This is a genomic window from Sulfuricurvum sp. (assembly GCF_028713855.1).
Classification (GTDB): domain Bacteria; phylum Campylobacterota; class Campylobacteria; order Campylobacterales; family Sulfurimonadaceae; genus Sulfuricurvum.
On record NZ_JAQTNN010000005.1, the window covers coordinates 106,931 to 133,882 of the forward strand.

Below are 26,952 nucleotides of genomic sequence, written 5' to 3' on the forward strand. Positions count from 1 at the left end.
TCATCATCTCTTCAATCTCACGCTTCGCACGTTCAAGCGAAGAAACATTTTGCGATTTGTGAATGTGTTGCAAAACTCTCAAATGTGTACTCATAGTATTTCCACCTTATTAATGTCGAAGTTCTGACCCTCTTGGATCGAGATTAAACTGATAACATAACTCATAGCAATGTTGTGACCGAGGAACTTATCTCTATAAAATCCATAGAACAACCCGCTATTGACTCCCTGAGTAATGGCATAGTCTTTGCCGTATCGGGCGACGATCTTCGGGGGTGGGATTTGTATTCTTTTTTTCATAGGTGACATCCACTATTAAAATCTTTTTGAACTTGCGGACATGGTTTATAATCGCTGTCACACGTAGCATTGAACTCAACCTCATTGCGGCTATACTCACAAATAAAGTTATATTCTTCCGGTAATTCAGTGATCGGGGTATCAAGGTGCGGGTCAATAGCATGAGCACATGTCCAACACTGCTTTGGCATTGGTTTATCTATCATCCGCTAATCCTCTTCATCAACAATCCATTTGCGCTATAAACGCTTTTACAAGCTTTGATAAGCTCACCGCTATCCAATACTTCAAACATTCCGTTGTTGGGGATTATTTCTGCCATTTTGCACCCTTTGGGTTTTCGCCGTAGCGTCGCTTGGATTTGTATGAAACCCATCCGATAGATACGAATAAAGCCAAAACGCAAATAATTCCTATGATTTGATCTTCCATGTCACACCGCCATAACTAATAGAGCATATAAGCCAAGTACTAGAACAACTGTTCCCCAAAAGCCTTGCGACTTATGACGAAAAACGGTACCATATAAAAAAGCGGCAGTTATAAGATAACCACTCGCTAATACTGGGGACACCCAAGCCAAAATAAAAGGAATTAGAATCGCATGAATAGCACCCTTGAAGGCTTTATCATAAGTGTCATAATCTTCGTAGGTTTCAAAATTTATAGCGACCCCGTTTGGCGTGCTAAGGTTGAGCGTTTCTTCTAACATAGTTTCTCCTTTGGTAGTTCTTCAATAATGCGTATCGCCCACCATAATGGCAGACCGTTGAGGGATGCTAAAATGAGCCTATACTTCATCAAATCTCCTCGATGGTGATTCTGTACTGTTTCTCAGGGTCTAATGTGGAAATGATCTTGTCAAAGTTGATAGACTCAACCGAATCTCCACCCTTTGCGAAAATAGTCGAAACGTGTTTCATTTTCCCGCGGGAAATTTTTTCCGCTTTCGGCTTTGCCGCTTCCTTGAAATCATCGCGTGTGATTTCGCCTGCTTTGTATCGCTGATAGATTTCACGCTGTTTTTCGGGTTGTTTTATTCGTGCGAGTTCATCGAGTACCGACATTCCGTATTCTCGTCTTTCACTCTTCACTTCAGCAATGATAGTTGGGTCAAGTTTGTTCACGACGCTGAATGCCTTGGATATATATGAGAGCGGTTTGGCAATCACGGATGCGAGATCCTGCTTTTGATCATACGCTCCCGACTCCCATAGCCGAACTATCGCCATTGCTACTTCTAAATCGGTCAGGTCATCACGTTGGATATTTTCAATCAGCGCCATTTCATCGATAACCGTATTCTCATACGATGATACTATTGCCCGGATCGTCAATGCTCCGATGATTTTATGAGCTTCCCATCTGCGCTGACCTGCTATGATCATGTATCTATTCTCTCTGCGTACTACGCTGATAGGTTGGAGCAGGCCTTTTTCTTTGATAGATTCAGCCAGTTCTCCCAATGATACATGGTCGAAGTATTTGCGGGGTTGGTCGGGGTTTGGGTATATCTTCGATATCTCTATCTCCATAAGATCAGTGATACCGTTCGTGCGAGTCGGGGTTTTGGCTTTAGCATCTAGTAGGGCTGATAAGTTCATATTTAAGTCCTGATATTTCAGATCGTGCGGTACCGTCAATAGCACCGTGATATACACTCTTTCCATCACCCATTGTCGTTCGGTAGATTTTACGGCTTCGGATTATGTTTTTCAGTATGCGGAACCCAGTTCCATATACGGCTTGCTCAATATCTTTGAAGTTACGAGCGAGTGGGTGGACGTTGTTGAGTACCATACATACCTCTGCATGGCTTCCGATCTCGCTCAAGATATCTTTGAACGTCTCGAAGCCTATCACCTCAGTAACGCTATCGCTGATCGGTATCACTACCAAGTCGCTGTACTCGATAGCAGTTCGATTGATCGCCGCATCAAACCCACCTACATCAATAATGACGATTTGAGTGCTTGGTATGTTTTGGAGTATGGTGATCAACTCCTCAGACGTTTGAGGCTGTATAACGTTCAGCGGTTCACCACCCATAAGGTTTAGATATTTGATGGTTTGCTGAAAGTCGAGATCGATTACAGTAGTGCCGTGACCGATCGAGTGAGCGAGATGCCAAGCGAGTGTTGATTTTCCGACACCGCCTTTGGTGTGTGCTAGGGTGAGTATCATTTGGAACTCTTTGGCACTAGGATATGCATCCACAGTTTTGCTTTTTTAGTAGCCATCCAATGAATATCTTCAACACTATTCCATTCATACCATCCCTCAGGCAAATAGTATTCATCCCTTTCTTCATTGTAATCGCAATCACCATCAAAAGTACCGTCACATTCCATATGAAATTCAGGGTAATACACGGCTCTTATTCCATCATGAAACTCGAATACTTTTTCTCCAAGCTCAACATCATTTTCCATATAAGCAAATACAATTTGACCCGCTTTTGGCATTTCATCGTTGGTGTTGATCCATTCACAGCTTTTAGGGGCTTCGAGTTCGGCGATTGCTTCATCGATTTGATCCCATGTTTGTAGATCATCTTCGTAATTAGCAAGGCTTTCTTTGCTTGCACCTAAATGTGTTTGAAACGCTTTTAATAATGCTATCGCTTTCAACTGTTCCATTACTTTGCCTTTTTTGGTTGGATTTTCCCGTGGGAAATTTCGGAAGCTCTCTACGTGACTCAGCGAACCGCAAAGGGAACCTGTGCCTCGTAGAAAGCTCTGTGGGGATGTCTCCGACATTGATGTCGGGGACATAGTTAAAGTTTGTATGGACTCGTGATAAGTCGCTCTTCGACATATACGGGGGTAAGCTGTTTATTATTTGGGTTCAAGCACATAACATAAGACCCTTCCGCCGACTCAGGAGAATAAAGACCGTTAGGGTCGGCTTGTGGTAGTACCGCGTTTCCGTAAGCGCTACTTTTCATAGCAATTTGTTGCGGGTTGGTGTATTGAGTGCTATATGGGATCGGATACCCTATCGAATCGCATAACTGATGCAGATTCCCGTTCATATCGCGCATATAGGTATAGGTACGAAGCCCTGCGTTATCTCGCATTTCCAAGATCATCTTCATATTCTTTTTTTCAGTAAAGTTTATGATAGACGGCATCCCCGTTGATTGAACGGCAATTTTTGTTTGTTCTGCTTGCTGTCGATCTTGCAGTTGCTCACCTGACTCTTCCTGATTGCATCCGGCAAAAAACATCGCCAAAGTCAACGCCATTAAAAACAGATAAATACGTTTCACTTTAAATCTCCTCCGCTCATCATAGAGCTATAAAACGGCTGTAAGTGCAAAGGCACTTTTTCGCTCGGAAAATTGGCAAACTGATGTTGCACCGTTGATCGGATCATTGCTTTCGTCGCATCATCCCCGACCGTGTATTGAACCTGATACTTAGACAAATCACGAACTGAGCCGTCAACGTACTGCTGTGATTCCATAAATGTCTTTTGATCGATTGATCGGCTCATTGGTTGAGCGAAATATTTAATACCGATCGATAGTGCTGTTATAGCTACAACCGCTACAATGCCGCCAATAATCCATTTGAGATACTCTTTCATTGCTTCTCCTGAACTCTTTGTAGACCACTCCACTATCGGGCAAAGCTCCGAGGAGCAAAGCCTGGCGTAAATCCCGACCGCAGAATGGTTTATAAAAAGCTCTGCCCCCACCTTGCAATTAAAATCCCATCATTATGGTTTACTCGACTCTGGGGTAGGGGAGGAGTGAAGCAGTCGATCGGTAATGCCGTTTCGATTTAGGAGATCGTATGATGGATTGTTCATTGGCACGACTGCTTCGAGTGGTTGGTGGAACCTACCATATAGATAGGCACCATTAGACACTCTAACTCTTCAAATTTTCCCGCGGGAAAATTACACGGCTGCTTCGCCGCTCAGTCACCCTCACGGTAACTCATCCCAAACCAGCACCACCGATCAACGGTTACTTTTCACTGTCAGGTCTCAGGGCAACTCGCCCCGTTTGAGCATAGGATCATCAGATCACACCGAGGTGTAATCTATGAAACTATTTTGATTTTTTTTGAAATTTCATCAATACGGTTTTTGTAAAATCCAGTTGGATCAACTTTTTTGCAGTAGGCTTTGAACTTAGGGTCATTGCGTTTCATGTATTTCCTTTTTTTAACTCTTATGGTAATTATTCCATAATGGAATTTAATTAGAGCTTAAAATAATTCTATTATGGAATATTTTGTAATAAAAATAGGATGTTTAAAAAATTAAGATGATATGGATTTTTTGAGGGGTAATATTTTGTTTTCAGGGCGAAGCCCTAAAATATAGTTAATATAGATTAAAGAGGAGCCATTTTTACTGATTCTTTTACTTCTTGCCCGCTTACGTTATAGCACTTCTTTTTTTGAAGATCATAATTATTATGATAAAAGTTGCCTTTTTTTGTTAAAACAGCATATTCGGTGTTAAGCCCACCAAATCCATTTTGGGCACGATATTTATAACAAACATCTCCGTTATCAGTCATAAAAACAGATTCAAAAACAAGACTATCTGGATTTCTAAGGCTTGCTTTGATACTTTTTGCCCCGATTAATGTTTTATAAAATTTTTCTTTCCAAATTTTATCTTCTGCTATTTTATTTTCATCAGGAACTACAGGAGCTGAATTTGCAACATTTTCATTACTCGAAGATGGAGATATAACCTTTAAAACAATAAAAGCGAATATTATCCCAGCAACCCAAGTTGTAGTAGATGTTTTTTTTGGGATAGATACTCCACATTTTGGGCATTTTTCAGCCTTGTCACTTATTCCCTCATTGCACTCTTTACATTTTACAATTGCCATTTAAAACCCCCTTATTTTTCTGCTAATGAGCCTAACGATCTAACATGCTTATAGAGTTTTCCTAAAATATGAAGCTCAATATTATTCAATATTGTGTTTTCGGTTGGATATTCTTTGTTATCACTTATGATATCAACCCCTTTTGAACCTCTGAAATGCAATCTTTTTATCTGAATAGATCCATCTTTGCTAATTAGATAAATACTATCAACCATTTCAACTGATCTGCTATTAACCATATCTACGATAACCCAGTCCTCCGGTCTAATTGTAGGCTCCATCGAATCCCCAACAACTTGAAATATTGACAAGTTTTTAGGGTTAATACCGTTTAGAAATTTAGTCCATATTGGAACTCTTTCTTCAGTAATATACTCAGGGAGTAGCCCCTCAGCACCTGCCCCCGCCGCAATATTTACTACTGGTATAAAAGTGACTCCGTTAGATGGATCGATCCGCTTTTCATCTTGGCTTCCGATAAGATAGGCAACATCAACATTTAAAATATAAGCAATTTTTGATAATACAGAAATTGGAATATCATTTCGTATATCATCATTTTCACTTAACCATTTAGCAACCGCACTTTGATTTTCGCCTAATCTCTTTACCATGTCTTTTTGTTTAATTCCGAGAATGTTCATCTCGGTTCTAATACGCATAACAATATCCATAATTTACCACCATTTATACCTTAGATAATTATGCCTTAATGGAATATTCCAAAATAGAATTTATTTTAAGTATCTTTTAAATTCCAAAATGGAATAATAAGCCTCATGAAACTACCAACACAATCACAAATGGCAGCTGTTTTGAAAGTAGAGCAGCCAACAGTATCAAAATACATGAGAGGCAAGCTTGATTTATCAGTTGGTCAAGCTATTCAATTGCGTGATGCGTTTGGCATCCCAATCGACGCATGGCTCAACATCAAACAATGGCTACTTGATCGTAAAAGTATGCCCGATGCAGCCGTGCACGTTCAAGTAGAACACGAAAATCAATTACACCAAAAGGAGAGTGCGTGAAAAAAACATATAGTACAAACCTAACGATCATAAAATATATCAAAGCCATAGACGATATTTTGGCGATTGTAGATGAAGTAGAAAACCCTAATCGCGGACCTCACGAATTTATTATCCCTGATAAACTTTTAGGGCTATGCAGTGACATCCGAAAAGCCCTAGAGCCACACATGAATGAAAAATGGATTGATGAAGTTGAAAAACTAAATAGTGACGCATCTGCAATTAATCAAAAAATTGCAGAAAAATTAGGGTTAATTTCAGCATCTAAGGCTCAGGGATGACCTGCACCGTCACATACGGCATCATAGATGAGAAGATGGGCTTAGTGTCCAAATTAACTGTATGTGTTATCGATTCAACAACGCACGTATGCTCACATCTCATATCTCCATCTTTTGACTTTTTGAGCACAATAGTTTCCCCTACTCGGGGTAAAACTCCAAACGAGGCAAGTTCTTCAAACAAACATTCCTCTTTTTTAAAAACGCTTAACATGACAGTAATTTCCATTGTAAAAACCTTTGTGAGTGTGATTTTGTTGCAACTCGATTATATCACAAAGGCTTTTAGAGTGGAAAACTCCGAAAAAAAATACAAGGAAATCCAATGAGTTTAGAAGAAATGTTCGGCGATGACACCGCACCGTTCCGCACCGTATACGAAACCGCACAGGCTGTCATTAATGACTATATGACATTGCATAACTGCAAGATCGAAAAGGTCGCAGAGCAGTTAGGAACGACACGAGGCTATTTATACGGCACCCTTGACCCGAATCAAACACATCGCCCTCTATCGGTGGATCGTGTCATCGAAATCACCAACTTAACCGGAGACACCCGTATCATTGATTCAATCAAAGAAGCTTCAAAGGTTTCGGATATATGGAAGGAGTGTAGCATCACCGACATTATGATGGCAGGGTTGAAAATCCAATCTCATACCGGCTCACTCAGCGAAACCCTTTTTGAGGCGGTAAAAGACGGAGAGATTGACGAAAAAGAGGGTGAACGTATCCGACGTATGGCGATGGATGAAATCACGGCTCTGTATTCGATTATCGGTATGACTAAGTAGGGGGATGAGATGGCACCTATGACAAAGCGTACCGGAATGATCGAAACGGTTTTGGATTGGCTCAAGAGCGGTCGTGAGATCACGGCACTCGAAGCGGCAAAAATGTGGAATGAGCTAAACCTGCGTAATAAGATAAGTATTCTCAGATCTGATGGATGGCCTATCCATAGTAGAGAAGAGAAAGCACCGCATGGCGGTCTATATAAAGTCTATTTTCTCGATGGCGAGAAGAACTAATGAACGAAGAGGAACTTTATAATCTCGCTTTTGAGCGATCGGTTCTTTCATCTATCATCTTTTACCCTGCATCGTTTAAAGATATCAGCCTCACCGTAAATGATTTTTATCTATCAGCTCATCAAAAAATATATGAGGCTATGGTTTCACTCGATAAAGAAGATCAGCCGATCGATGAAGAGTTCATCCGATCCTACCTCGTGCCTCGCGGTAGTTTTGATGAGCGTGTGATGGTTGAGATACTCACAGCAAATCCGATATCAAATGTCAGAATGTATGTTGCTCGGATACGAGAGCTCGCACAAATGCGTGCACTTGTCCTGCTTGGGGTTCATCTCAAAAGTCAAGAATTCGTTGAAGTATCTGCTGCACTTAATTATGCGGAAACGTCCCTCAAATCTATTATTGATATGCATATCGGTGGAGGTATTGGTTGCGTATCGATTACCGATATACCTGACGGTCAAACAGAATTTATCCTGAAAAATTGGCTCCCATTCCCACGCGGTACCGTATCGATGATCGCTGCACCTGGAGGAACCGGTAAGAGTTGGACGGCTCCTCAGATCGCATTTCGATATTGTGATGAGTCGCAATATTCTAAAGTAGCTCTTTGGCTCTCAGAAGATCCAATGCACGAAACCAAAAATCGCGCTAAAGCTGTGGCTCTTGATGTTATGAGTACTACATTCTCACAATATAAAAACGTCCATCTCATCACCGAACGCCCTCAGCCTATAATCAATAACGGAAAGTATGACCCGCAACGATTCTACCGTCTGCGTAAATCGCTCAAGGGATATGATCTCGTCATCTTAGACCCTATGCGCGCCTTTTTCGGAGGTGATGAGAACTCAAATAGCGACGCTAACATTTTTATGGCTCCTTTCCAAGATTGGGCAGCGGAAGAGAACATTACGATCATATTTCTCCATCATAGTAAAAAGAATAACGATGAGGGTATGCACTCTAAAGCCCGTGGTGCGAGTGCGTTTGTAGATGCGTGTCGTACCGTGTATGAGATCGGAAAGGTATACAAAAACCAACGTATCGGTGAACTTGATATGGACAATCAGCATATGAGAGAGTTTATCCTATCAAAGGATAACTTCGGTGTAGTTCGTATGCTTGGAGGGTATAAGGTGCAAAAACACATTACTCCCAAAAGCAGTGCACGTGCTACAGCGGTACAGATTGACTATGAGATGAAAGCTGAGATGCCTGTAATATGAAGAAGATCGGTGCACGAATTCATTACATCATGTTCCCAACTGACTATTATGATGAATTGATTGAAAAAGGAAATCGGGTAAAAGCGGCAGCTCTCATGGAGTATTATCGGGATATGAAGCGTGGGCGTGTCTATAAGTTCCAAGACTATGCAAAGTACTGGTTAGGTGATTATACGAAGAAAGGGACAGCGTTCAAGTGGATAAAGGAATTTCATGAAGAAATATCCAAATTTTTCACCCATTGGCGTGAGCATAATGAACAACACTTTCTCGATGTCGGAAACGAATGGAAACCGTTTGGAAACCACATGGAAACTTTTAACGACTCACAAAGCCCAAAAAACAGCAGTTCTATTGATGGTATGGAAACCATACGGAAACCAAATGGAAACATAACTAATAAGAGTAAAGAGAGTAATAATATCTCTCGTCCGAACGCAAAGCGCCCAGACGTTAGCGATGATGATATCCGACTGTCTGAATTACTCTTCTCGAAGCTACTATCCATCCACCCAACTATCAAGAGACCAGAAATAATCAAGTGGGCTGTACATATCAAACGTATGAGAGAGATTGATAAACGAACTACTGAAGCTATCAGCAATATGATCAGCATGATATTTGATAAGAACCAATACTTCGATGGAACGTTTTGGAGATCAAACATACTTAGCACTGAGAAACTTCGTAAGCAATACGACACGATAGCAATACAAATCAAATCAGGACGGAGATCAGCATGAACGCAAATAGAATGATCGAGATCGTAGAACGAATGAAAGATGTGATTAGTCACGATCATCCGGATAAGAAGATCAAAGACAAACATGTTGCTTATGTTCTTTGCATGACTCCGAATAACTTATCAGTGAAGAAGTCACGCGGGTTGATGCCGTATGAGGATATTGTGATGTTCTGCGTCAAACGTAAAGTCAGTTTAAATTGGATGTTGTTCGGTATCGGAAGCATGAGGTTGGATGATGCCGTCAAAAGTTTGTAATCAAGCTGGGTGTCACGCATTAGTTCCGATGAGTGAACGATACTGCCAAGCGCATCGACGTGAAGTGATCAAGCATAAGAACGAAGTGTACGATCATAACCATCGTAACCGAGAACACGATAAATTTTATCACTCGAAAGAGTGGAAGACAGTTCGTGAGCAGGTGATGAAAGATCATGGCGGGTTATGTGTTCAGTGTGATATGTTTGGTATCGTCAATGATGCGAATGTCGTGGATCATATCATCCCTATCGAAGTGGATTACTCAAAACGTCTCGACATTACCAATCTCCAACCGCTTTGCCATCAACACCATGCTTTGAAAACTGCCGATGATCTAAGGAGAAGAAAATGAAAGAAGAAACAATTTACGTGAACAATTTAAAGTCAAGTCAAAAACTTGTAGTGACAATAAAGCTATCAAAAGAAATGAAGATTAGATTATTTTTGGCGAAATTATTATTTAAAATCGCAGGTAAAGTTCTAGGTAATGGAGCAGAACTAAAAAATAGCACGGTAGGGGTAGGGGGGTGAAATCTCTACAGACCGACCGACGCTACACCGCCTGTCCTCCCATCTTTTTACAAAAACCATTTCTAAGGGGGTAGGGCTTGGAAACTGAAACTATTGATTGGGACGAAATCAAAAAAGACTTTTTAGGTGGAAAATTTAGGTCTGTAAACGCACTCGCTTCACACTATAAAGTTAGCCGACCCGGAATAATGAAAAAATCCAAAAAAGAGGAATGGGGCGACTTCGTGCCTCTCTCGAAAAATATGCCAGTTTCAACAATTGATAAAAGTGTAACCAACCCTTACATCGACATTTTAGGACCGATAGCTCTTAGAAAAATTGAACAATTAAAACAAGAACTAGGGAATCACTACAGCAATGTTGATGAACCAATGATTGTGTGTTATGCAAAAACATATGAAAGATGGCTCGCTTTAGAAATAAAAATGATGGATCAAGAGGAAGTTTTGGAGAGTGAAAAAACAGGATCAAAATATATTAATCCTCTTTACAATGTTATTCAAATGACAATAAAAACTCTTACGCTACTGAGTAGCCAGCTTGGGGTTTCAATGCCAAGTAGACACAAAATGAATATTAAAATTGGAGAGCACGAGGGTCAACTAGTAATTACATTTGCAAGTCAGGTTAGTGGAGAAGTTGAAATGATGAGTGAAACTATTGATGTCTAAGCCATACTACGAAAAAACTTTTGATCGACATAAAAAAGATTTAAAAGATGTAGAGACTGGAATTAGAGATGACATAAGATTTAATAAAAAGCTTGGGCTATCATATGCGGCAATAATAAATCAACTCCACCATTTCGAGGGGGAACTCGCAGGGCAAAAAATCGTTTTAGAGGATTGGCAAGTTAGAGCGTTAGCAATCTGTTTTGGTTGGCAGCGTAAGCGGTTGGGGTCTGATGGTAAACCGATGTTGCGAGACGGTAAGCCGGTATGGGTTCGTCGGTTTAATACTGCTCTTTGGTTCCTTTCACGAAAAAACGGAAAATCTATCTTAGCATCAGGGGTAGCACTTGCAGAATCTATCTTAAGTGCAGAAAAAGGGAATCAAATCGTCACATTCGCAACCAAACGCGATCAGGCAAAAATCGTCTGGAGTGGATGTGAGAAGATGATAGGATATAACAAATTCTTTAGTGATAATTCAAGCATTGCCTATTCTACTATAACCGTACAACAAACCGATACGACAATACGTCCGCTTGGGCGTGACAGCAAAACAGAGGACGGGCTAAATATCGGGTTTGGGGTAGGGGACGAGATCCACGCTCATCCTGATCGCTCACTCATTGAAGTAGTCCAATCGTCTCAGGGGGCGAGGGTTCAGCCGATGATGTTCTATATCACCACCGCAGGGTTCAACCTAGCGTCACCCGGATACGATGAATATGAGTACGCCAAAAAGGTAATGGACGGCGTGATCGAGGATGATGGGTATTTTGCGTTTATCGCGGAGCTCGATAAAGATGATGATCCGTTCGATGAGTCGGTTTGGTACAAAGCAAACCCGAATCTCGGAATATCAAAGACGTATGATCACATGAGGAATATGGCAAACAGTGCCAAAGAGCGACCGAGTGCGCTAAACAACTTCCTCGTCAAAGAGTTGAACCGATGGGTCAACGCGGTCGAGAACTTCATCCCGTTCGCCAAATGGAAAGAGTGTGCCGCACCGGATACCGATGTGAGCGAAGCATACGGGATCCTTTTGGGAGTTGACCTATCCCGAACGGACGATTTCACCGCAAAAGCAAAGACCTATCTCCTCCCGAATGGCAAAAAACACATAAAAACGCACTTTTATATCCCTGCTGACACCGTAAAAGAGCGTGAAAGAGAGCTGAGAGCACCGCTGAGTACGTGGATTTTGCAAGGATATATCACCGCAACACCCGGCAATACTATCGATTTGGAGTACATCGAGCGCGATATTATCAATGATATTGAACAATATGGAGTTAATGAAATATGTTATGACCCCTATCGTGCGGCTACTTTGGTCTCAAATATCGAAAAAAATACGGGTTTTGAGGGGTGTGTGCAGATTCGGCAGGGTTTTTTGACCATATCGGAGCCTACCTCGAACTTCAAAGACGATATCAAAAAGGGGACGGTGACTCACGATGGAAATCCAGTGATGAACTGGATGGTATCGAATCTCACCGTCCTCACTGATGCGAGCGGAAACATCAAGCCCGACAAATCGCACCAAACCCGTAAAATAGACGGATGTGCGGCCGTGATCAACACGTATGCCCGATCGATAACGTTCGAGCCTCCAGTAGTGAGTGTGTATGAAGAGAGAGGGCTTAGAAGCTTATAGTCAAGTGGAATAAAAAAAAGTTTTCTACTAAAAAGGTTGTTAATTCGCAACCTTTTTGAGGGCGTGAATTTTTTCGTGTTTAAATGGCGATATGAAAAAATTAACGAGGCATATATGAGCCCAACGGTCAAAGCTGTCCTTTCCTATCATCTTCTCCTTATCGTCCTTATGGGCGTGCTCTCTTCGGGGGTATATATCCTCCCTTTTGATGAATGTGAAAAAATAGCCCGTGCCGTCTTTGGTTTGTCCGTCGTAGTAATAATCGTTATGAGTATGGTCGCTCTGCATAAAGCGATCAGTGTCAAAGGCGATCAGCCATGATTGATTACAACAATTTTATGTCCAACACACAACACGTCGGAGATTCAAGCGGGTGGCTAACGCTTAAAAATTTCGGAGGGTTTATCGCTAATTCAGGGGTGAATGTCACTCCCGATCTTGCTATGCAACACACAGCGGTTTATGCCTGTGTTCAGGTACTAGCTGATTCACTGGCAATGCTTCCGCTTGATCTTTACCGCCGTACTAAAAAAAATGGGAAACAGTACAAAGAAAAAGCAACGGACCATCGCCTATATAGCATTTTGCACGATACACCAAACCCTGAGACAACATCATTTGCATGGAGACAATCTATGATGTGTATGTTAGGGCTTAGAGGAAACCACTACGCTCAAATCATTCGTGATGGAGCAGGGAGAGTAATCGGTATTTATCAATTGCTATCTGATCGAATGGAAGTACGCCGTCGGATACCAAGTGGAAAGCTTGCGTATTTATATACTCTATTTGATGGGAGTGTCGCCGCGTTGGAACCTGAGGATGTTCTTCATATCCAAGGGCTTACCCTTGATGGTATCAATGGGTTAAACCCAATTGCCTATAACCGCCATACCATCGGTGCGAGTATGGCGATGGAAGAGTTCGGGTCTACGTTGTTTAAAAATGGGGCAACCCCTAGCGGTGTAGTATCCGGAGAGGGCGTTAAGTCGATGAGTGATACAGCTTTTGAACGTTTCAAAGAGAGTTTTAAAGCAAATTTTCAAGGCTTAATGAACGCAGGAAAACCGCTGATTCTCGAAGATGGTTTTAAATTTACACCGATCACGATCAACAATAAAGACGGTCAATATTTGGAGAGCCGAAAGTTTACTAAATCAGAGATTGCGTCCATCTATCGAGTACCGCTGCACATGATTAATGACCTCGACAAAGCGACATTTTCAAACATCGAACATCAATCCCTCGAATTTGTCATTCACACCATTATGCCTTGGGCGGTTCGTATTGAGCAAAGTCTCAATAAAACACTGCTTTCTGACTCAGAGCGCGGGGAATACTACATTAAATTCAACATATCAGCACTGTTGCGCGGAGATATGAAAACACGATATGAAGCCTATGGAATGGCGATAAAAGACGGTTGGATGAATCGAAACGAACCGCGTGACCTCGAAGATATGAACCCTGTTGATGGATTAGATGAATATTTATACCCACTCAATATGGCTCCCGCATCTGAAACCAACAAAAAGGAGAATTTATGAAATTACTGAGTGCTATGACCGGGTATCCGTGGATGATTACTCAGCAGGCACATGAAACGATAGCATCCATCGTTAACCGAACCAACGACATTGAAGCAGTAAGAGCTGCGGTCGGTAAGCCGATGCAGAACAGCCGATCAACCGAGATTAGAAATGGTGTTGCGATTATCCCCGTTACGGGTCCGATATTCCGGTATGCAAACCTATTTACTGAATTGAGCGGTGCGACGAGTACGCAAATGTTGTCTTTGGACTTTAACAGCGTGATGAAAGACCCAGAGATCAAAGCAATATTGCTTGATATTGACTCCCCTGGCGGTCACGCTAACGGTCTTGTAGAGCTTATGAATATGATTGCTTCCGCTCGTGGGGTGAAACCTATCAAAGCATACGTCGGAGGTCAGGGTGCGAGTGCCGCATATGGTATCGCTTCGGCAGCCGATGAAATCATCGTCAGTGAGTCGGCTATTGTCGGAAGTATTGGAACGATGATGGAGTTTGAAGATCGCAGTGAAGCTGAGATAAGAGATGGTGTTAAGCGTGTTCGCATCGTTTCAAAAGTAAGTCCGAATAAGAACCGAGATCCCTCTACCGAAGAGGGGCTCGGAGATCTGCAAAAGATGGCGGACACTCTCGGTGAGGTATTCGTTTCGGCGATTGCCCGCAACCGAGGTGTAAGTGCGGATCATGTCCTCGAAAACTACGGGAAAGGAGGTGTGTTCGTCGGTGCTGAATCAGTTACCGCAGGACTCGCCGACCGACTCGGAAGTTTTGAGGGTGTGCTCGCTGAACTTTCGGCAGGCAATATGGGTAAAGGTGGCGGTTCATCCGCTCGGCAAAGACAACTAAACATTCTAAAAATGGAGGAATGAAGTGAAAAAGATTCTTGAATTAAAACAAACACGATCAGGTGTAATCGCAAAGATGCAAGAGATGAATACCAATGCTCTCGCTGAAAATCGAGATTTTACAGCAGAGGAAGTAAGCCAGTATGAGGCTTTAAATACTCAGCAATATGGATTGAAATCACAAATTTCACGCCTCGAAACTCAATCAGAGCTTAACGAAGAGATGGAAAAACCGGCAGCAAAACCGATCCACGCGTTTAATCACTCAAAAAATTTGGGGGATAACAAAGTACTTGACGAGGGTGGGTTTAACTCTTTTGGTGAATATCTTGGTGCAGTTCGTGCCGGTACTGATGCGCGCTTGGAGTTTGTTGCTCAGGGGATGAGTGCCGGATCAGAGGGTGGGTTCCTTGTCCCTAAACAATTTGGGGAAATGCTGACAGCATTTAAACCGGGAGAATCAATCGTCCGTCCACGCGCAACAGTTATTCCGAGCGGAAGTTTTGCGGATGGTGATATTTCATTCCCGGCACTTGACCAAAGTGGGGCTAAAGGTGTTTATAGCGGAGTAACAACTTCATGGGTTGGTGAGGGAGTAGAAATTCCTGAAACAAATTTCTCTCTACGTGAAATCACCCTGAAATCAAATGGTTTGGCGGCACTAATCCCATTCTCAAATAAACTTTTGCGTAATGCACCAGCTGCATCAATGTTGGGAGAGATGCTTCTACGTCAAGCACTTGCAAAAGCGGAAGATGATGCTTTCTTGAATGGTAATGGGGTGGCAAAACCTCTCGGGATTATCGGGCATAAAGCTACAAAAGCGATTAACCGTACAACTGCAAATCTCGTTAAATATGCTGACCTGGTCGCTATGGTTGCAGCTGTAAAAATGGGTGGGTCATTGGAATGGACAATTAACCAAACCGTTATCCCTCAATTGCTGACTATGGTTGATCCACATGGTGAACTCATTTGGCAACCAAACGCTATCGTAGGGATAGGAAGCACTCTTCTCGGTTATCCAGTTAAATTCGTCGATCGTACTCCGGTTCTTGGATCAAAAGGTGATGTAATGCTTACCGATTTAAGCTATTACTATATCAAAGATGGTAGTGGAATTATCTTGTCTATGAGTGAACATGTCAAATTTACTCAGGATAAAACACTTATTAAAGTGGTTTCAAATGTAGATGGTCAATCATCAATCAACACACCGTTGACACTTGAAGATGGGAATACAACAGTATCTCCATTCGTTGTTCTCGACGTTCCGGCAGTATAAGGAGTATAGGATGAAAAAAATCAGTGAACAAATGGACGTAGTAGCGGCAATCGATCCTCAGGACATCGGTACCGCTGATGTCACTGGATCTTATGTAGCAGTGGGAGACTATCGCACAATCATGGCAACTCTTCAAACTGCATCACTCACAGCGGGTAAGATCGCAACCGTTGAACTTTTACAAGCTACAAGTGCGGAAGGGGCAGGGGCTAAAGCATTAAAAGCGGCAGTCACAGCAACTGCTCCGGTCGGGAATGGTGCAGTAAAAGCGCAAGTTGAAGCACGCGTTGATGAACTCGATAGCAGTAACGGCTTTGCGTATGTTGCTGTTAAAGTAACATGTGATGAGAACGGAAAAGTAGGTGCCGCGACGTTAGCACTCGGCGACAAACGATACTCATAAAAGGGGGACATTATGGCAAAGCACGAAGTAATCGAAGCATTTGTAGACAAAGACACAGGTGCTCGTTATGAAAAGAAAAGTACCTTTGATGGTACGAAAGAGCGCTGCGGTGTTTTGATCAAAGGTGGTTACTTAAACAAAGATGTTTTTGTTGAACCTGAGATTAAAAAAGAAGATGAAGAGTAACCGATGGGCTTAATTCTCAAAACAGCTCCGCTTAGTGCTCCGGTGACGTTGGATGAAGCGAAAGCGCATCTCAATGTTTTGTCTGATCTCGATGACGAACTGATCTCTTTTTTGATCGGTGTCGCTACGGAGCAGGCGGAAGAGATCACCAACCGTCAGCTTATGCGCTCGACGTATGAAATGACGATGGATATTTTGCCGGATCGTTTTGAGATCAAAAAACCACCGCTTCACGCCGTGGAGAAAATCGAGTATATTCCTGATGGGTCAGATAGCTACGCGATCCTCGATCCGTCGAAATATATGGTGGATAACACAGTAGAACCCGGCGTGGTGATTCGTCGCAATGATGCAACCTACCCCGCTATCAGTTGGATGGTGAATGCGGTTCGCGTGACATTTACGGCGGGATATGCGGATGCGGCATCGGTTCCAAAGTCTATCAAACAATGGATGCTAATCCGTATCGCTACGCTGTTCGAGCATCGTGAGGAGATTGTGGTAGGGGTATCGGTTACACCGATCCAAAACAACTACAACGATTATCTCATCAGCAAATATCGGGTGATTTCGTTATGAGATCAGGGGCTATGCGCCACAAAATCGAGTTTGTCACTATCGGTGAGATTCGTGGTGCTATGGGGGGTGTTTCAGAGGGTGAAACGCATTTTGATGATGCTCGCGCAGAGATCAAACCGATCAGCGGTGGAGAACGCTTTATGAGCAATCAACTCTTCGCTGAGGCAACGTCTCAGATTCGATGCCGATTCGTAGCGGGGATCACTCGAAAGCATAAGATCAAATTCGGAACACGGACGTTCGATATCCTCGATGTGCAGAACAAAGAGGAAAAAAGTGTCGAGTTGTTCATTGTGGCAAAGGAGATTTTATGAGCATTGAAATCAAAGGGCTTGAAGATATTTTAAAAAAGCTCAACGATTTACCAGATAAGCTTGAAAATAAAATAATTCGTTCCTCATTGAGAAAAGGGGCAAATGTTATACGTGACGAAGCGAGATTATTTGCTCCAGTTGGAAGCGGTGATTTAAAAAAATCAATAGTTGTGTCTGGGAAACGTGGCAAAAAAGGATCAATAGCTTTTAAAATAAGACCTGTAGCTAAAAAAAATGGTGTTACTAAATTTTATGGGCTTTCAAATGAATTTGGTACGTCGAAAATGGCGGCTCATCCATTCATGAGACCTGCTTTTGACAAAGTAGGGCAAGAAGTGCTGGATAAAACTATTGATTCGATTAAGTCAAAAGTTGAAGAGGCTACAAAATGATCGCCATCGGTCTTTTTGATATCCTCAAAACCATCCCGCAAGTCGGCGATAGAGTATTCCCACTCGTAGCACCTCAGGGGACTGCCGCACCCTATATCACATTTCAGCGGATCAGTAGTTTAGATACGGGTACGATTGACGGAACCGAGAGCCTAGATATGGGTCGGTTTCAAATTAAGGTCTTCTCAAAAACGTATGAGGAGTCGGTGCTTATTGCTCTATCTGATGATGAAAATACCAAATCAGTCAAAACAGTTATGAGTGGATACGGAAATAAGGTTATGAGTATGGATGATTATGAGCCTGATACCAAACTCTTCGTTCAACAGATAGATTACATCCTCTCTGATGATGTGGTCGGAGCGGTTTAAAAGTCAAGTGGAATCGAAAAAAGTTTTCTACCAAAAAGATGTCAAATTAGACACCTTTTGAGGGTGTGCTTTTCGGTTGGCATAGAATACAAAATTATTAAAAGAGGAGACTCAAAATGTCAAAGGCAAAAAACTCGCTATTAGCGGCAATTTTCATCGCCACAGGGGTAGGGGCTGAGTTCGTAAAAGTAGGGGAGATGACAGATATACCCGGAATGATGGGGGACAAAGTAGGGCGTATCGATGTTTCAAGCTTCGACTCTGCGGGGTACAAAGACTATATCAGCGACGGGCTGAAAGATGCCCCTGAGTTTTCACTAAAATGCAACTATATTGCAGATGATTTGGGTCAGTTACGGGTATCAGCGCTCGGTACAACAAATGAAAATACACAAATCAAGCTTGTACTAAATGATAAATTGACCGCACTCGGAACCGGCACAACTATCATCCGTGATGGGTATGTATCTGCTAACCCAAATATCGTTCCTGGTAAAGGTGCGGCTTTGAGTTTTGAATTTAGCTTCCAATCAAGCGGAGCACCTGACTTTACGGCGGCGACATAATGACTATTAACCGAGATACGATCATCAATGCAAAAGACATCCCTATCGCTACCGTTCAGATACCTGAATGGGGCGGTGAAGCTTTCGTTCGTCGGCAAAATATTCGTGAGCGGGATTTTCTAATCCCTATCTCTGATGGGTTTTTAGAGATCAAACCTCCTAAAAAAGAGGGTGAAGCTCCAATATTTAAAATGAAAGAGGGGGAGGATGCTGAAAAAGCGTATGCGAAACATCGCCTCTTTACCGTCGGATTCGCCCTATGTGACGAAAACGGGGTTCGCCTTTTTAACGATGATGAGATCGAATCGGTTTTAGGCGCAAAATCACCCGTAGTTATCGAGCGGATTTATCGTGATTTGGGAAACGTTTTCAAGGCGGACGCGGAGCAAGTGGTAATCGGAGATTCCGCTTCCGCCTAGCATTAAAACTCGGCATGACGGTCGAGAGGTTAGAAAATGAGATGTCCGCCGATGAGCTAAACGACTGGATAGAGTTCTACCAGTTGGAGCCGTTCGGGGATGAAGAGATGATGAGCGATAAGCGTCATGGGATGCTTTGCTCAGTTGTAGCTAATAGTGGGTTTGTAAAGTATGAGCCAAAGTTGACTTCGGATGATTTTGAGTTGTACTCACGCACAAAAGAGACTAAGACTTCGGGGATCAATCTCGAAGAGATGGACGAAGAGCAGATCAAAGAGGCTCAATCGGCGATTATTCAAATAATGACAGCAGTTTAAGGAGAAAAAATGGCACTCGGCGCACTCGACATTATCATCGCCGCCGATACTGCCCAACTCCGAAAAGGTATGGATACCGCTGTCGGTATTATGCAATCTTCTACTCAAAAAATGGAGAGCTTCGCCAAAACTGCCGGAGCTTCTATAGCGGGGTATTTTGCCCTAAGCAATCTAAGAGACTCCGTTAAACAATCACTTGATCTCGCTGACTCACTCGGAAAAATGTCGCAAAAAGTTGGTGTGTCTGTAGATGCCCTTTACTCTATGCAAGCTGCAGGTAAGCTCGCAGATGTTGATTTGCAAACCCTTGAAAAATCACTATTAAAATTTAATAAAGGTTTAGGGGCAGCTGAACTAGGTGCCGGAGACACCGAAAATGCGTTAAAAAATCTCGGTATTTCATTAAAAGACTCATCAGGGCATTTAAAAAATTCAGATGAGTATTTGTATGAGGTAGCAGATAAGTTTAAAGCTATGCCAGATGGAATAGCAAAGTCTACTTTAGCTATGCAGTTATTCGGTAAATCAGGTGCAGATATGATTCCGCTTCTAAATGGCGGGTCAGAGGCATTAACAGAGTATTCAGGGATTATGGACATTCAAACTGCAAGAAGTGCAGAAAAATTTAATGATTCATTAACTACGGTTGGTATGGCTGTAGATTCTGTATGGATGCAAATGACGGCAAATCTATCACCTACTCTTTCAGCAATTGCAGATGACTTTACAAATGTAGCTAAAGAAGGGAAAGGGACTGGCAAAACACTCGGGGATGATTTAGCTGAGGGTATGAAGGTCGCTATAAACTTGGGCTATATCGTTGCGGGCTCTTTTACTATGGCTGGGCATGCATTAGGTAATCTAGGAGCAGCAGCTGCACTATTAGCAGAGGGAGATTTTGCAGGTGCAAAATTTGCATGGAATAAAATTAGCGAAGATGCAAAAAAAGATCAAATATATTGGGATGGTCGGATCAAAAATATAATGTCAGCGAAAAAGACCGTTGAAGATTTTAATAAATCAGGCGGGAAACAAATATTTGATCAAGAAGATTTTGCCGCTTCGGCTGCCAAAAAAGAAGCTGCGGCAAAAAAAGCAGCAGCTGATAGAGTAAAACGTGAAAAAGAGGTAGCATCTGAAGCTAAAAAAATACAAGAAGATATAGCCAAAGCACGCATTGATGCTGTGCGTGATAATGCAGATCGTGAGGCTGAATATTACCTTAGTATTTATAAAGCACAGCAAGATGCAATACAAGATACGTATGAATTCCAAGCTAAAGAGGCTATTGATGCTTATAACGACGAACTTGACCTTATAGAACGAAATGCCAACGCACTAGCATCATCATATGATCGTGTTTATAACATGATAACCCCTGAAATCGATAAATTAAACAATAGCATGATGCAAGATTGGCAAAGACTGTTTGATGCAGGGATAATGGAGGGAAAATTTGCCGATGATTTCTATAAAGTATGGCAAAAAAAATCAGAAGAGGCACTAGAGTCTACAAAAGACGACACGATCAAACTCAACACCGTCTTCGAAGATGCTTTCAAATCGATGGAAGATTCGATGGTCAATATGTTCATGACCGGAAAGTTTAGCGCGGAAGATTTCTTCAACACAGTTATCGAGGGGATCATCCGGATGCAGATTCGGAATTCGATTACTCAACCGTTAATGACTGCAATAGGTGGTATTGATTTTAGCACAATGTTCGCCGCTTATGATGGGGGGATGATTCCATATTATTCAGGCGGTGCGGTCAATAACTTCGCTTATGGCGGGTACACCGGAGACGGAGGAAAGTATGAACCAAAAGGTGTCGTACACGGTGGAGAATATGTTATCCCGCAATGGATGGTACAAAAAAGCCCTGCTCTGATCGGATCACTCGAATCGACTCGAAAGCGTGGATATGCGGATGGTGGGTTTGTAGGGTCTGCGTTATCCAGTGTAAGTGCTTCATCAATGCCTGTGACGATTAACATCGAAAACAAATCGGGAACAGCCATCGGAGTTGAAAGCGTCGATTCTCGATTTGATGGCAAAGGTATGGTGCATAGCATTGTCCTCGATATGTTTGATCGTAATGTCGGAAATATCCACGGCAGAGTCAAGGCGGTGCGATAATGGCCGTTTTCCCAATAACTCCTAAGCCTCGCATCAACGGAACCGGAGGCGGCACCGAGTATCTCATCATAAAGTCAAAATTTGAGGGAAATTATACTCAAACACGACGAGCTGCGACGCGGGGGGTGGAGACGTTCGATCTGAATTATGACGCTATCACCAATGCAGAGTATGACATTTTAAAAGCTTTTTTCGATGCGAATGTCGGGGGGAGTTTTACGTTTGTTCACCCTAATACCTCTATGAGTTATATCGTTCGATTCGGGACTGAAAAGATCACGTACAAAACCATCTCAAATCAGCGGGTCAGCACGAATATTATGCTGGAGGAAGTCTAATGCAAACACTTTCCCCCGCCGTAATCGAGCATAAAAACAGCCTCAGTTCGGTTGATCCGATCTTATACTGTTTAGAGATCGTTCTCCCCTCCGCTATCGAAAACATCAAGATCGTGAACAACAACGAAGACATCCTATGGGTGGGGTCTACTTGGCAAGCGTTCCCGTTTCAGATGGAGAGTGATATCGCCGAGCAAAGCGGAGAGGTGCAACAGGTATCGATCAGCGTGGCGAACGCTTCGCGGGTTATGCAGCGGTATTTGATGGAGTACGATATTTGGCTGAAGCTCAACCCGCACCAAAACATCACTGTGAAGATTCATATCATATCAACGGCCGATCTAAGCAATACGACTCCGATCCGGATGTTCGATTTCAAAGTAAACAGTTTCAGCACCAATGCCTATGCTGTCAAACTCAACCTCTCCCAAGACAATATCTACATGAAGCGATTCCCTCCTAACCGTATCACTCGCCGATGCCGTTGGAAATTCGGAAGTATCGAGTGCGGGTACACACCTACTACCGGAGAGACATGTGACAAATCACTAAGTGCGTGTCGGTCTTTTAACAATTCAACTCGCTTTGGAGGGTTCCCGTCGGTCGGTAATAAGCTCGAAAAGGTGGTAGTCGATGCATAGATTTATTGGTATCCCGTTCAACGATAATGAGCCTAGCCTATCAGGGGCGAACTGCTATGGGTTAGTACAGCTGTTTTATAGAGAGCATTTGGGGATTGTTATCCCATCACTCACCCATGTCCACTCTGAGCACTCGAACCGTGTGTGGGCGACGTATCTTAAAGAGATAAGCGAGCATTGGGAGAGCGTGGAAGATCCTGAGATGTTTGATGTCGTAGCTATGGCGCACGATATGAGTCATCCGCGTATCGTTCAGCACATCGGGATTTATATCGGAGAGGGGAGAGTGCTCCATACGCTCAACAAAATCGGCTCTCATATCTCTAAACTCAGCGAGCTAAAATCAATCATAAGAGGGTTTCACCGATGGCAAAGCTAACGACGATCAATAACCCTTTTGATCCAATGAACAGCCGTGAGATCAAAGAGATCGAATCAGGTAAGCCGATTTATGCGGTGATCGATGGGTTTTATTGCCATTTTGATGTCGTAGTTTCTTTGAATGGCCACATTACCCAAGATTATGAATATATCATCAAAGATGAAGATCATATCGGGTTCGTAGCGGTACCGAGCGGAGGTGGAGGAGGGAAAAACCCGTTTGCTACTATCGCTATGGTGGCTTTAATGGTAGCAGCTCCGTATGCCGGAGCCTATGCAGGTATTATGTGGGGGACCACTGGAGCCGCTCTCGTATCTACCGCCGTAACAGCAGGGGTGATGATCGGAGGCGGGATGCTTATCAACTCATTGCTTCCTCCTCCATCACCTAGTTTTACCTCTACTGATGGGATGCGCTCATCGGCGACCTATAACTGGGATAATGTATCAAACCAATACACTGAAGGGGTTGTTCTCCCTATCGTTTACGGTAAAGCGAAGATCGTCCCTCCGATTATCAGTCAATACGTCGAGACGGTAGGGAGCAAACAGTATCTGAATCTCCTCTACGCGCTCAATGACGGAGAGATTGCAACGGTATCGGATATTACGATCAACAATAACCCTATCACCTACTATACCGATGTCGAAACACATATCCGCCTCGGCACAAACGATCAAACGTTGATCCCATCGTTCGACAACATCCGAATCGATACCCCAGTCAATGCAAAACTGAGCACCGTCGCGACGGTCCGACAGACCTCATATAATAATGTACAGGCTCTTAATATCATCGTCACCGCACCGGGGGGACTGTATTATGCGAATAATGCAGGTGGATTAGACTCACGTACTGTTGATTTAGAGGTTATGTATCGAATCATAGGTGATCCTCTATGGACAACTATCGTGGGTACTTCGATTAGTGGAGCTTCTAACTCAAACATTAGAGCAACTTTCAAGGTCGATAATCTATTAGCTGGACAGTATGAAATATCATGTCGCCGCCTTAGTAGTGAGAGTACTTCGGCACGTACCCACGACAGCGTGTACTTCGAGACGTTCACCGAGATCATCTATGATGACTTTATCTATCCGAATACTGCACTTATGGCGATACGCGCATTGGCAACGGATCAACTCAGCGGGTCTATGCCGGCGGTTTCGTGCGTCGTAGATCGAGGGTTTGGGATGAGTAACCCTGCGCTGGCTTCTAAAAACTTCCTGACACTGCTCGGGGCAAAGGTCAATGCAGAGTCATTTTTGGCGTGGGAGACGTGGTGCAACAGTAAAAGCATTGAAATAGGGCTTGTCCTCGATACGGATGTCGGAGCCGCTGATACGAAAAACATTTTAGGGGTGCTCGGTCACGCGAATCTCGTGGAGATTGCACAGGAGTATTTCGCAATTATCGAAAAAGAAGAGAGTCTAGCTACTCAGCGGTTCTTATTTACGATGGGGAATATCATCAAAGACAGCTATGAGGAGAACTATCTCCCACTCGCTGATCGCTCAAACGTCGTCGAAATAACGTACTATGACAAAACTCTTGGGTATGAGCGTCAATCAATAGAGCTCTATCAAAGAGGATTCGATGAATCGGTCGATACGATCCGCAAAACGTCGATCAGCTATCCCGGATGCGTGAACCGTGAAGATGCAATCCGAAAGGGGCGTGAACTTCTAAATAAAAATAGATACCTCACGAAAACAATCAGCTTCGATGCGGATGCGGATGCGATGGTGTGTACTATGGGTGATCTCATCGATGTGTCACATGATATTCCGGCTGAGGGGCTATCGGGACGTATTATCAACGCGGCCCTCAATGATCCTACTAAATGGGTTTTTGTCGACGGGGTGTTTGTTGATAGCGTGCTTGTCGATGAAACAACGCTAAACCTCATAAAAATCGACAGAGAGGTTACACTGGAAGCGGGGGTTATCTATCATCTCACGGTCAAGTTTAACAGCGACGACAGCCGCGAAACGGTTCAGGTCGTCTCTAATACCACTGTGACAACCGACACTCTTCCGACACCTGCGGGATTCTCAAAACCGCTCGAGGATTATATGCTCTACTCTATCGGTGAAGCGAACATGGTCTCTAAGCTCTACCGAATTTTGACCATCTCAAAATCATCTAATCAGCGTCACAAAATCAGCGCGATAGAGTACATCCCAGAAGTGTATGGAGATTCAACCGATGCTATCAATGTGGTAACGATCTCCTCATTGGCATCTGTATCGAGTCTTTTGGTTGTAAGCCGATTCGCTACTGATATCAAGGGGATATCAACTAATATCGTCGATCTCTCATGGATCGGGCAGGGGATAGGGTGGAATGTGTATTCTCGATCTCTTGGGGCTACTTCGTGGGATTTTGAGGGATACACTACAGTAGCATCATTTCAGATCATCGGTGCGAGAGCTGGAAACTATGAGTATAAAGTAGGGGATAAAGTACAATCGGTGATAGTCGATGAGTTGCCATCCGCTCCGAGCCTCACAAACGTAACGATGCATCCACGCTATACGGGAGTACAGTTCGAGCTAACTTATGACAATCTGTTTGATGGATTCGATCATGTCGAAGTATGGGAAGCCTCACTCGCTCAGACGATCAATGATGCGGTACTCATCGGTACTACTACATCAAAAGTCTATCAGCGGTACAGTATGGAAATAATCGATAGTCGAAACTACTGGTTTAGAATCGTCGATATGTATGGTAATACTGGACTTTTCTTTGGTGCAGTAGTAGGGACAACTAGTACAAATATCACAGCAATTATGAGTGATTTAAAAATACAGCAGGGAACTCCACAGTATATGCCGGCGCTCTCTGATATCCTAATCGCTGGATATGTAAGTGGTGTTGCTTCGCTGGGGATCGATGGTAATCTGTTCGTGGATGGGACAGTTACTGCGAATAAGCTGGCAGTTATGGGGCTTTCGACATTTACAAATGATGAAGGGTTTACCGATGATACTGCTGCTAATGCCGCACAAACAGCGGCGAGCAATGCACAGAGTACGGCGAATACGGCAAGTACGAACGCCACATCTGCTCTCACACAACTGACGGATATTGCGAGTGACAATGTTTTATCCCCCGTGGAGAAATCAACCGTAATCGCTGATTATGCGGTGATTATTGCCGAGCAAAACGGGATCGATACGCAAGCTACTAATTACGGTATCACCACAGAGAAAACGTCGTATGATACTTCAGTAACTGCGTTGACTACGTATTTAGGAACCCTTACTGCTCCAGTGGCGTGGAATGTCACTACTGGGAATACCACTATCGTCGGAGCAACCTTTAGAACAAAGTTTAATGATGTTTACACTTCTCGGCAAACACTGCTCAATAAGATAGCTGCTACTGCAAAGACGTTGGCTGATAGTGCTGGTAGTGCTGCTAATTCCGCACAAACAGCGGCGAACAATGCCCAGACCACAGCAAACACCGCAAGCACGAACGCCACCGCTGCTCTCACACAACTGACGGATATTGCGAGTGACAATGTTTTATCCCCCGTGGAGAAATCAACCGTAATCGCTGATTATGCGGTGATTATTGCCGAGCAAAACGGGATCGATACGCAAGCTACTAA

Annotated in this window: 39 protein-coding genes; 29 read left to right on the top strand and 10 right to left on the bottom strand. The window is 43.2% G+C overall.

Going from position 1 to position 26,952, the window contains the following annotated elements; translation table 11 throughout:
• Nucleotides 1-90: 90 nt before the first annotated feature.
• The 9 genes from PHI47_RS06350 to PHI47_RS06390 form a co-directional block, all read right to left on the bottom strand.
• Entirely contained in the window at nt 91-300 is a 210-nt protein-coding gene (locus PHI47_RS06350) for a hypothetical protein (RefSeq protein WP_299935152.1), read from the bottom strand.
• Between the two features lie 433 nt (nt 301-733).
• Nucleotides 734-1,012, bottom strand: a complete 279-nt coding sequence (locus PHI47_RS06355) for a hypothetical protein (protein WP_299935154.1) — start codon at nt 1,010-1,012, stop codon at nt 734-736.
• Between the two features lie 88 nt (nt 1,013-1,100).
• Entirely contained in the window at nt 1,101-1,904 is an 804-nt protein-coding gene (locus PHI47_RS06360) for a ParB/RepB/Spo0J family partition protein (protein ID WP_299935156.1), read from the bottom strand.
• Nucleotides 1,876-2,517 (bottom strand): ParA family protein, encoded by a 642-nt coding sequence (locus PHI47_RS06365; RefSeq protein ID WP_299935159.1) that lies wholly within the window; start codon nt 2,515-2,517, stop codon nt 1,876-1,878. The genes PHI47_RS06360 and PHI47_RS06365 overlap by 29 nt, the downstream gene beginning before the upstream one ends.
• Nucleotides 2,481-2,939 (bottom strand): hypothetical protein, encoded by a 459-nt coding sequence (locus tag PHI47_RS06370; protein ID WP_299935162.1) that lies wholly within the window; start codon nt 2,937-2,939, stop codon nt 2,481-2,483. The genes PHI47_RS06365 and PHI47_RS06370 overlap by 37 nt, the downstream gene beginning before the upstream one ends.
• A 137-nt stretch (nt 2,940-3,076) precedes the next feature.
• The gene (locus PHI47_RS06375) at nt 3,077-3,571 is read right to left on the bottom strand and encodes a hypothetical protein (protein WP_299935165.1); all 495 of its coding nucleotides are present in this window, start codon (nt 3,569-3,571) and stop codon (nt 3,077-3,079) included.
• The gene (locus tag PHI47_RS06380; protein ID WP_299935168.1) at nt 3,568-3,891 is read right to left on the bottom strand and encodes a hypothetical protein; all 324 of its coding nucleotides are present in this window, start codon (nt 3,889-3,891) and stop codon (nt 3,568-3,570) included. The genes PHI47_RS06375 and PHI47_RS06380 overlap by 4 nt, the downstream gene beginning before the upstream one ends.
• Nucleotides 3,892-4,648: 757 nt before the next feature.
• Entirely contained in the window at nt 4,649-5,161 is a 513-nt protein-coding gene (locus tag PHI47_RS06385; RefSeq protein ID WP_299935170.1) for a hypothetical protein, read from the bottom strand.
• An 11-nt stretch (nt 5,162-5,172) separates the two neighbouring features.
• Entirely contained in the window at nt 5,173-5,835 is a 663-nt protein-coding gene (locus PHI47_RS06390; protein WP_299935172.1) for a LexA family transcriptional regulator, read from the bottom strand.
• Between the two features lie 105 nt (nt 5,836-5,940).
• Between PHI47_RS06390 and PHI47_RS06395 the strand changes: the two genes are divergently transcribed.
• Both PHI47_RS06395 and PHI47_RS06400 read left to right on the top strand, forming a co-directional pair.
• Entirely contained in the window at nt 5,941-6,192 is a 252-nt protein-coding gene (locus PHI47_RS06395) for a helix-turn-helix domain-containing protein (protein ID WP_299935175.1), read from the top strand.
• Nucleotides 6,189-6,476 carry a hypothetical protein gene (locus PHI47_RS06400; protein ID WP_299935178.1) on the top strand — a complete coding sequence of 96 codons (288 nt, stop codon included), beginning with the start codon at nt 6,189-6,191 and terminating at the stop codon, nt 6,474-6,476. Before PHI47_RS06395 ends, PHI47_RS06400 begins: the two co-directional genes overlap by 4 nt.
• Here the strand turns inward: PHI47_RS06400 and PHI47_RS06405 are convergent.
• Nucleotides 6,460-6,705 (bottom strand): hypothetical protein, encoded by a 246-nt coding sequence (locus tag PHI47_RS06405; protein WP_299935181.1) that lies wholly within the window; start codon nt 6,703-6,705, stop codon nt 6,460-6,462. The genes PHI47_RS06400 and PHI47_RS06405 overlap by 17 nt on opposite strands.
• Before the next feature lie 96 nt (nt 6,706-6,801).
• On the opposite strand from PHI47_RS06405, the gene PHI47_RS06410 reads away from it, so the two are divergent.
• From PHI47_RS06410 to PHI47_RS06540, 27 genes are all read left to right on the top strand, one after another.
• On the top strand, nt 6,802-7,272 hold the full coding sequence (locus PHI47_RS06410) for a phage regulatory CII family protein (RefSeq protein WP_299935184.1): 471 nt from the start codon (nt 6,802-6,804) through the stop codon (nt 7,270-7,272).
• A gap of 9 nt (nt 7,273-7,281) precedes the next feature.
• Nucleotides 7,282-7,509 carry a helix-turn-helix domain-containing protein gene (locus PHI47_RS06415; protein WP_299935187.1) on the top strand — a complete coding sequence of 76 codons (228 nt, stop codon included), beginning with the start codon at nt 7,282-7,284 and terminating at the stop codon, nt 7,507-7,509.
• Complete coding sequence (locus PHI47_RS06420) at nt 7,509-8,741, top strand: AAA family ATPase (RefSeq protein WP_299935190.1); 1,233 nt, start codon at nt 7,509-7,511, stop codon at nt 8,739-8,741. Before PHI47_RS06415 ends, PHI47_RS06420 begins: the two co-directional genes overlap by 1 nt.
• Complete coding sequence (locus tag PHI47_RS06425; RefSeq protein WP_299935193.1) at nt 8,738-9,484, top strand: hypothetical protein; 747 nt, start codon at nt 8,738-8,740, stop codon at nt 9,482-9,484. Before PHI47_RS06420 ends, PHI47_RS06425 begins: the two co-directional genes overlap by 4 nt.
• The gene (locus PHI47_RS06430) at nt 9,481-9,741 is read left to right on the top strand and encodes a hypothetical protein (protein WP_299935194.1); all 261 of its coding nucleotides are present in this window, start codon (nt 9,481-9,483) and stop codon (nt 9,739-9,741) included. Before PHI47_RS06425 ends, PHI47_RS06430 begins: the two co-directional genes overlap by 4 nt.
• Nucleotides 9,719-10,096, top strand: a complete 378-nt coding sequence (locus tag PHI47_RS06435) for an HNH endonuclease (RefSeq protein ID WP_299935197.1) — start codon at nt 9,719-9,721, stop codon at nt 10,094-10,096. Before PHI47_RS06430 ends, PHI47_RS06435 begins: the two co-directional genes overlap by 23 nt.
• Nucleotides 10,093-10,275 (top strand): hypothetical protein, encoded by a 183-nt coding sequence (locus tag PHI47_RS06440; RefSeq protein ID WP_299935200.1) that lies wholly within the window; start codon nt 10,093-10,095, stop codon nt 10,273-10,275. Before PHI47_RS06435 ends, PHI47_RS06440 begins: the two co-directional genes overlap by 4 nt.
• Before the next feature lie 77 nt (nt 10,276-10,352).
• The gene (locus tag PHI47_RS06445) at nt 10,353-10,946 is read left to right on the top strand and encodes a P27 family phage terminase small subunit (protein WP_299935202.1); all 594 of its coding nucleotides are present in this window, start codon (nt 10,353-10,355) and stop codon (nt 10,944-10,946) included.
• Nucleotides 10,939-12,603, top strand: coding sequence for a terminase TerL endonuclease subunit (locus PHI47_RS06450; protein WP_299935204.1), 1,665 nt, complete (start codon nt 10,939-10,941; stop codon nt 12,601-12,603). Before PHI47_RS06445 ends, PHI47_RS06450 begins: the two co-directional genes overlap by 8 nt.
• A 114-nt stretch (nt 12,604-12,717) precedes the next feature.
• Nucleotides 12,718-12,924, top strand: coding sequence for a hypothetical protein (locus tag PHI47_RS06455; protein ID WP_299935207.1), 207 nt, complete (start codon nt 12,718-12,720; stop codon nt 12,922-12,924).
• Nucleotides 12,921-14,150 (top strand): phage portal protein, encoded by a 1,230-nt coding sequence (locus PHI47_RS06460; protein ID WP_299935209.1) that lies wholly within the window; start codon nt 12,921-12,923, stop codon nt 14,148-14,150. Before PHI47_RS06455 ends, PHI47_RS06460 begins: the two co-directional genes overlap by 4 nt.
• The gene (locus tag PHI47_RS06465) at nt 14,147-15,022 is read left to right on the top strand and encodes a S49 family peptidase (RefSeq protein ID WP_299935211.1); all 876 of its coding nucleotides are present in this window, start codon (nt 14,147-14,149) and stop codon (nt 15,020-15,022) included. Before PHI47_RS06460 ends, PHI47_RS06465 begins: the two co-directional genes overlap by 4 nt.
• Nucleotide 15,023: 1 nt before the next feature.
• A complete protein-coding gene (locus PHI47_RS06470; RefSeq protein ID WP_299935214.1) occupies nt 15,024-16,283 on the top strand; it encodes a phage major capsid protein in 1,260 nt (419 codons plus the stop codon).
• A 10-nt stretch (nt 16,284-16,293) separates the two neighbouring features.
• On the top strand, nt 16,294-16,686 hold the full coding sequence (locus tag PHI47_RS06475; RefSeq protein WP_299935217.1) for a hypothetical protein: 393 nt from the start codon (nt 16,294-16,296) through the stop codon (nt 16,684-16,686).
• 12 nt (nt 16,687-16,698) lie between these two features.
• Nucleotides 16,699-16,872: a hypothetical protein gene (locus tag PHI47_RS06480; RefSeq protein WP_299935219.1), complete on the top strand. Its 174-nt coding sequence runs from the start codon at nt 16,699-16,701 to the stop codon at nt 16,870-16,872.
• Between the two features lie 3 nt (nt 16,873-16,875).
• Entirely contained in the window at nt 16,876-17,451 is a 576-nt protein-coding gene (locus tag PHI47_RS06485) for a head-tail connector protein (RefSeq protein WP_299935222.1), read from the top strand.
• 11 nt (nt 17,452-17,462) lie between these two features.
• Entirely contained in the window at nt 17,463-17,765 is a 303-nt protein-coding gene (locus tag PHI47_RS06490; RefSeq protein ID WP_299935224.1) for a head-tail adaptor protein, read from the top strand.
• Nucleotides 17,762-18,157, top strand: a complete 396-nt coding sequence (locus PHI47_RS06495) for an HK97-gp10 family putative phage morphogenesis protein (RefSeq protein ID WP_299935227.1) — start codon at nt 17,762-17,764, stop codon at nt 18,155-18,157. The genes PHI47_RS06490 and PHI47_RS06495 overlap by 4 nt, the downstream gene beginning before the upstream one ends.
• Nucleotides 18,154-18,528, top strand: coding sequence for a DUF3168 domain-containing protein (locus PHI47_RS06500; protein WP_299935230.1), 375 nt, complete (start codon nt 18,154-18,156; stop codon nt 18,526-18,528). Before PHI47_RS06495 ends, PHI47_RS06500 begins: the two co-directional genes overlap by 4 nt.
• Before the next feature lie 116 nt (nt 18,529-18,644).
• Nucleotides 18,645-19,094 carry a hypothetical protein gene (locus PHI47_RS06505; RefSeq protein ID WP_299935233.1) on the top strand — a complete coding sequence of 150 codons (450 nt, stop codon included), beginning with the start codon at nt 18,645-18,647 and terminating at the stop codon, nt 19,092-19,094.
• Nucleotides 19,094-19,513, top strand: a complete 420-nt coding sequence (locus PHI47_RS06510; protein WP_299935236.1) for a hypothetical protein — start codon at nt 19,094-19,096, stop codon at nt 19,511-19,513. Before PHI47_RS06505 ends, PHI47_RS06510 begins: the two co-directional genes overlap by 1 nt.
• A gap of 14 nt (nt 19,514-19,527) precedes the next feature.
• On the top strand, nt 19,528-19,830 hold the full coding sequence (locus tag PHI47_RS06515) for a hypothetical protein (protein WP_299935239.1): 303 nt from the start codon (nt 19,528-19,530) through the stop codon (nt 19,828-19,830).
• A 9-nt stretch (nt 19,831-19,839) separates the two neighbouring features.
• The gene (locus PHI47_RS06520; protein WP_299935243.1) at nt 19,840-21,969 is read left to right on the top strand and encodes a phage tail tape measure C-terminal domain-containing protein; all 2,130 of its coding nucleotides are present in this window, start codon (nt 19,840-19,842) and stop codon (nt 21,967-21,969) included.
• Nucleotides 21,969-22,307: a hypothetical protein gene (locus PHI47_RS06525; protein WP_299935245.1), complete on the top strand. Its 339-nt coding sequence runs from the start codon at nt 21,969-21,971 to the stop codon at nt 22,305-22,307. Before PHI47_RS06520 ends, PHI47_RS06525 begins: the two co-directional genes overlap by 1 nt.
• Nucleotides 22,307-22,948: a hypothetical protein gene (locus PHI47_RS06530; RefSeq protein ID WP_299935248.1), complete on the top strand. Its 642-nt coding sequence runs from the start codon at nt 22,307-22,309 to the stop codon at nt 22,946-22,948. Before PHI47_RS06525 ends, PHI47_RS06530 begins: the two co-directional genes overlap by 1 nt.
• Nucleotides 22,941-23,327: an NlpC/P60 family protein gene (locus PHI47_RS06535; RefSeq protein ID WP_299935251.1), complete on the top strand. Its 387-nt coding sequence runs from the start codon at nt 22,941-22,943 to the stop codon at nt 23,325-23,327. Before PHI47_RS06530 ends, PHI47_RS06535 begins: the two co-directional genes overlap by 8 nt.
• Nucleotides 23,315-26,952 (top strand): phage tail protein (locus PHI47_RS06540; protein ID WP_299935254.1); only part of this gene is annotated, 3,638 nt, incomplete at its 3' end. The genes PHI47_RS06535 and PHI47_RS06540, both read left to right, overlap by 13 nt.

Coding starts and splice junctions, on each gene's coding strand:
- PHI47_RS06350 (WP_299935152.1), bottom strand. CDS start 300: ATGAAAAAAAGAATACAAATCCCACCCCCGAAGATCGTCGCCCGATAC.
- PHI47_RS06355 (WP_299935154.1), bottom strand. CDS start 1,012: ATGTTAGAAGAAACGCTCAACCTTAGCACGCCAAACGGGGTCGCTATA.
- PHI47_RS06360 (WP_299935156.1), bottom strand. CDS start 1,904: ATGAACTTATCAGCCCTACTAGATGCTAAAGCCAAAACCCCGACTCGC.
- PHI47_RS06370 (WP_299935162.1), bottom strand. CDS start 2,939: ATGGAACAGTTGAAAGCGATAGCATTATTAAAAGCGTTTCAAACACAT.
- PHI47_RS06380 (WP_299935168.1), bottom strand. CDS start 3,891: ATGAAAGAGTATCTCAAATGGATTATTGGCGGCATTGTAGCGGTTGTA.
- PHI47_RS06385 (WP_299935170.1), bottom strand. CDS start 5,161: ATGGCAATTGTAAAATGTAAAGAGTGCAATGAGGGAATAAGTGACAAG.
- PHI47_RS06390 (WP_299935172.1), bottom strand. CDS start 5,835: ATGGATATTGTTATGCGTATTAGAACCGAGATGAACATTCTCGGAATT.
- PHI47_RS06395 (WP_299935175.1), top strand. CDS start 5,941: ATGAAACTACCAACACAATCACAAATGGCAGCTGTTTTGAAAGTAGAG.
- PHI47_RS06405 (WP_299935181.1), bottom strand. CDS start 6,705: ATGGAAATTACTGTCATGTTAAGCGTTTTTAAAAAAGAGGAATGTTTG.
- PHI47_RS06410 (WP_299935184.1), top strand. CDS start 6,802: ATGAGTTTAGAAGAAATGTTCGGCGATGACACCGCACCGTTCCGCACC.
- PHI47_RS06415 (WP_299935187.1), top strand. CDS start 7,282: ATGGCACCTATGACAAAGCGTACCGGAATGATCGAAACGGTTTTGGAT.
- PHI47_RS06420 (WP_299935190.1), top strand. CDS start 7,509: ATGAACGAAGAGGAACTTTATAATCTCGCTTTTGAGCGATCGGTTCTT.
- PHI47_RS06425 (WP_299935193.1), top strand. CDS start 8,738: ATGAAGAAGATCGGTGCACGAATTCATTACATCATGTTCCCAACTGAC.
- PHI47_RS06430 (WP_299935194.1), top strand. CDS start 9,481: ATGAACGCAAATAGAATGATCGAGATCGTAGAACGAATGAAAGATGTG.
- PHI47_RS06435 (WP_299935197.1), top strand. CDS start 9,719: ATGATGCCGTCAAAAGTTTGTAATCAAGCTGGGTGTCACGCATTAGTT.
- PHI47_RS06440 (WP_299935200.1), top strand. CDS start 10,093: ATGAAAGAAGAAACAATTTACGTGAACAATTTAAAGTCAAGTCAAAAA.
- PHI47_RS06450 (WP_299935204.1), top strand. CDS start 10,939: ATGTCTAAGCCATACTACGAAAAAACTTTTGATCGACATAAAAAAGAT.
- PHI47_RS06455 (WP_299935207.1), top strand. CDS start 12,718: ATGAGCCCAACGGTCAAAGCTGTCCTTTCCTATCATCTTCTCCTTATC.
- PHI47_RS06460 (WP_299935209.1), top strand. CDS start 12,921: ATGATTGATTACAACAATTTTATGTCCAACACACAACACGTCGGAGAT.
- PHI47_RS06465 (WP_299935211.1), top strand. CDS start 14,147: ATGAAATTACTGAGTGCTATGACCGGGTATCCGTGGATGATTACTCAG.
- PHI47_RS06475 (WP_299935217.1), top strand. CDS start 16,294: ATGAAAAAAATCAGTGAACAAATGGACGTAGTAGCGGCAATCGATCCT.
- PHI47_RS06480 (WP_299935219.1), top strand. CDS start 16,699: ATGGCAAAGCACGAAGTAATCGAAGCATTTGTAGACAAAGACACAGGT.
- PHI47_RS06485 (WP_299935222.1), top strand. CDS start 16,876: ATGGGCTTAATTCTCAAAACAGCTCCGCTTAGTGCTCCGGTGACGTTG.
- PHI47_RS06490 (WP_299935224.1), top strand. CDS start 17,463: ATGCGCCACAAAATCGAGTTTGTCACTATCGGTGAGATTCGTGGTGCT.
- PHI47_RS06495 (WP_299935227.1), top strand. CDS start 17,762: ATGAGCATTGAAATCAAAGGGCTTGAAGATATTTTAAAAAAGCTCAAC.
- PHI47_RS06500 (WP_299935230.1), top strand. CDS start 18,154: ATGATCGCCATCGGTCTTTTTGATATCCTCAAAACCATCCCGCAAGTC.
- PHI47_RS06505 (WP_299935233.1), top strand. CDS start 18,645: ATGTCAAAGGCAAAAAACTCGCTATTAGCGGCAATTTTCATCGCCACA.
- PHI47_RS06510 (WP_299935236.1), top strand. CDS start 19,094: ATGACTATTAACCGAGATACGATCATCAATGCAAAAGACATCCCTATC.
- PHI47_RS06515 (WP_299935239.1), top strand. CDS start 19,528: ATGACGGTCGAGAGGTTAGAAAATGAGATGTCCGCCGATGAGCTAAAC.
- PHI47_RS06520 (WP_299935243.1), top strand. CDS start 19,840: ATGGCACTCGGCGCACTCGACATTATCATCGCCGCCGATACTGCCCAA.
- PHI47_RS06525 (WP_299935245.1), top strand. CDS start 21,969: ATGGCCGTTTTCCCAATAACTCCTAAGCCTCGCATCAACGGAACCGGA.
- PHI47_RS06530 (WP_299935248.1), top strand. CDS start 22,307: ATGCAAACACTTTCCCCCGCCGTAATCGAGCATAAAAACAGCCTCAGT.
- PHI47_RS06535 (WP_299935251.1), top strand. CDS start 22,941: ATGCATAGATTTATTGGTATCCCGTTCAACGATAATGAGCCTAGCCTA.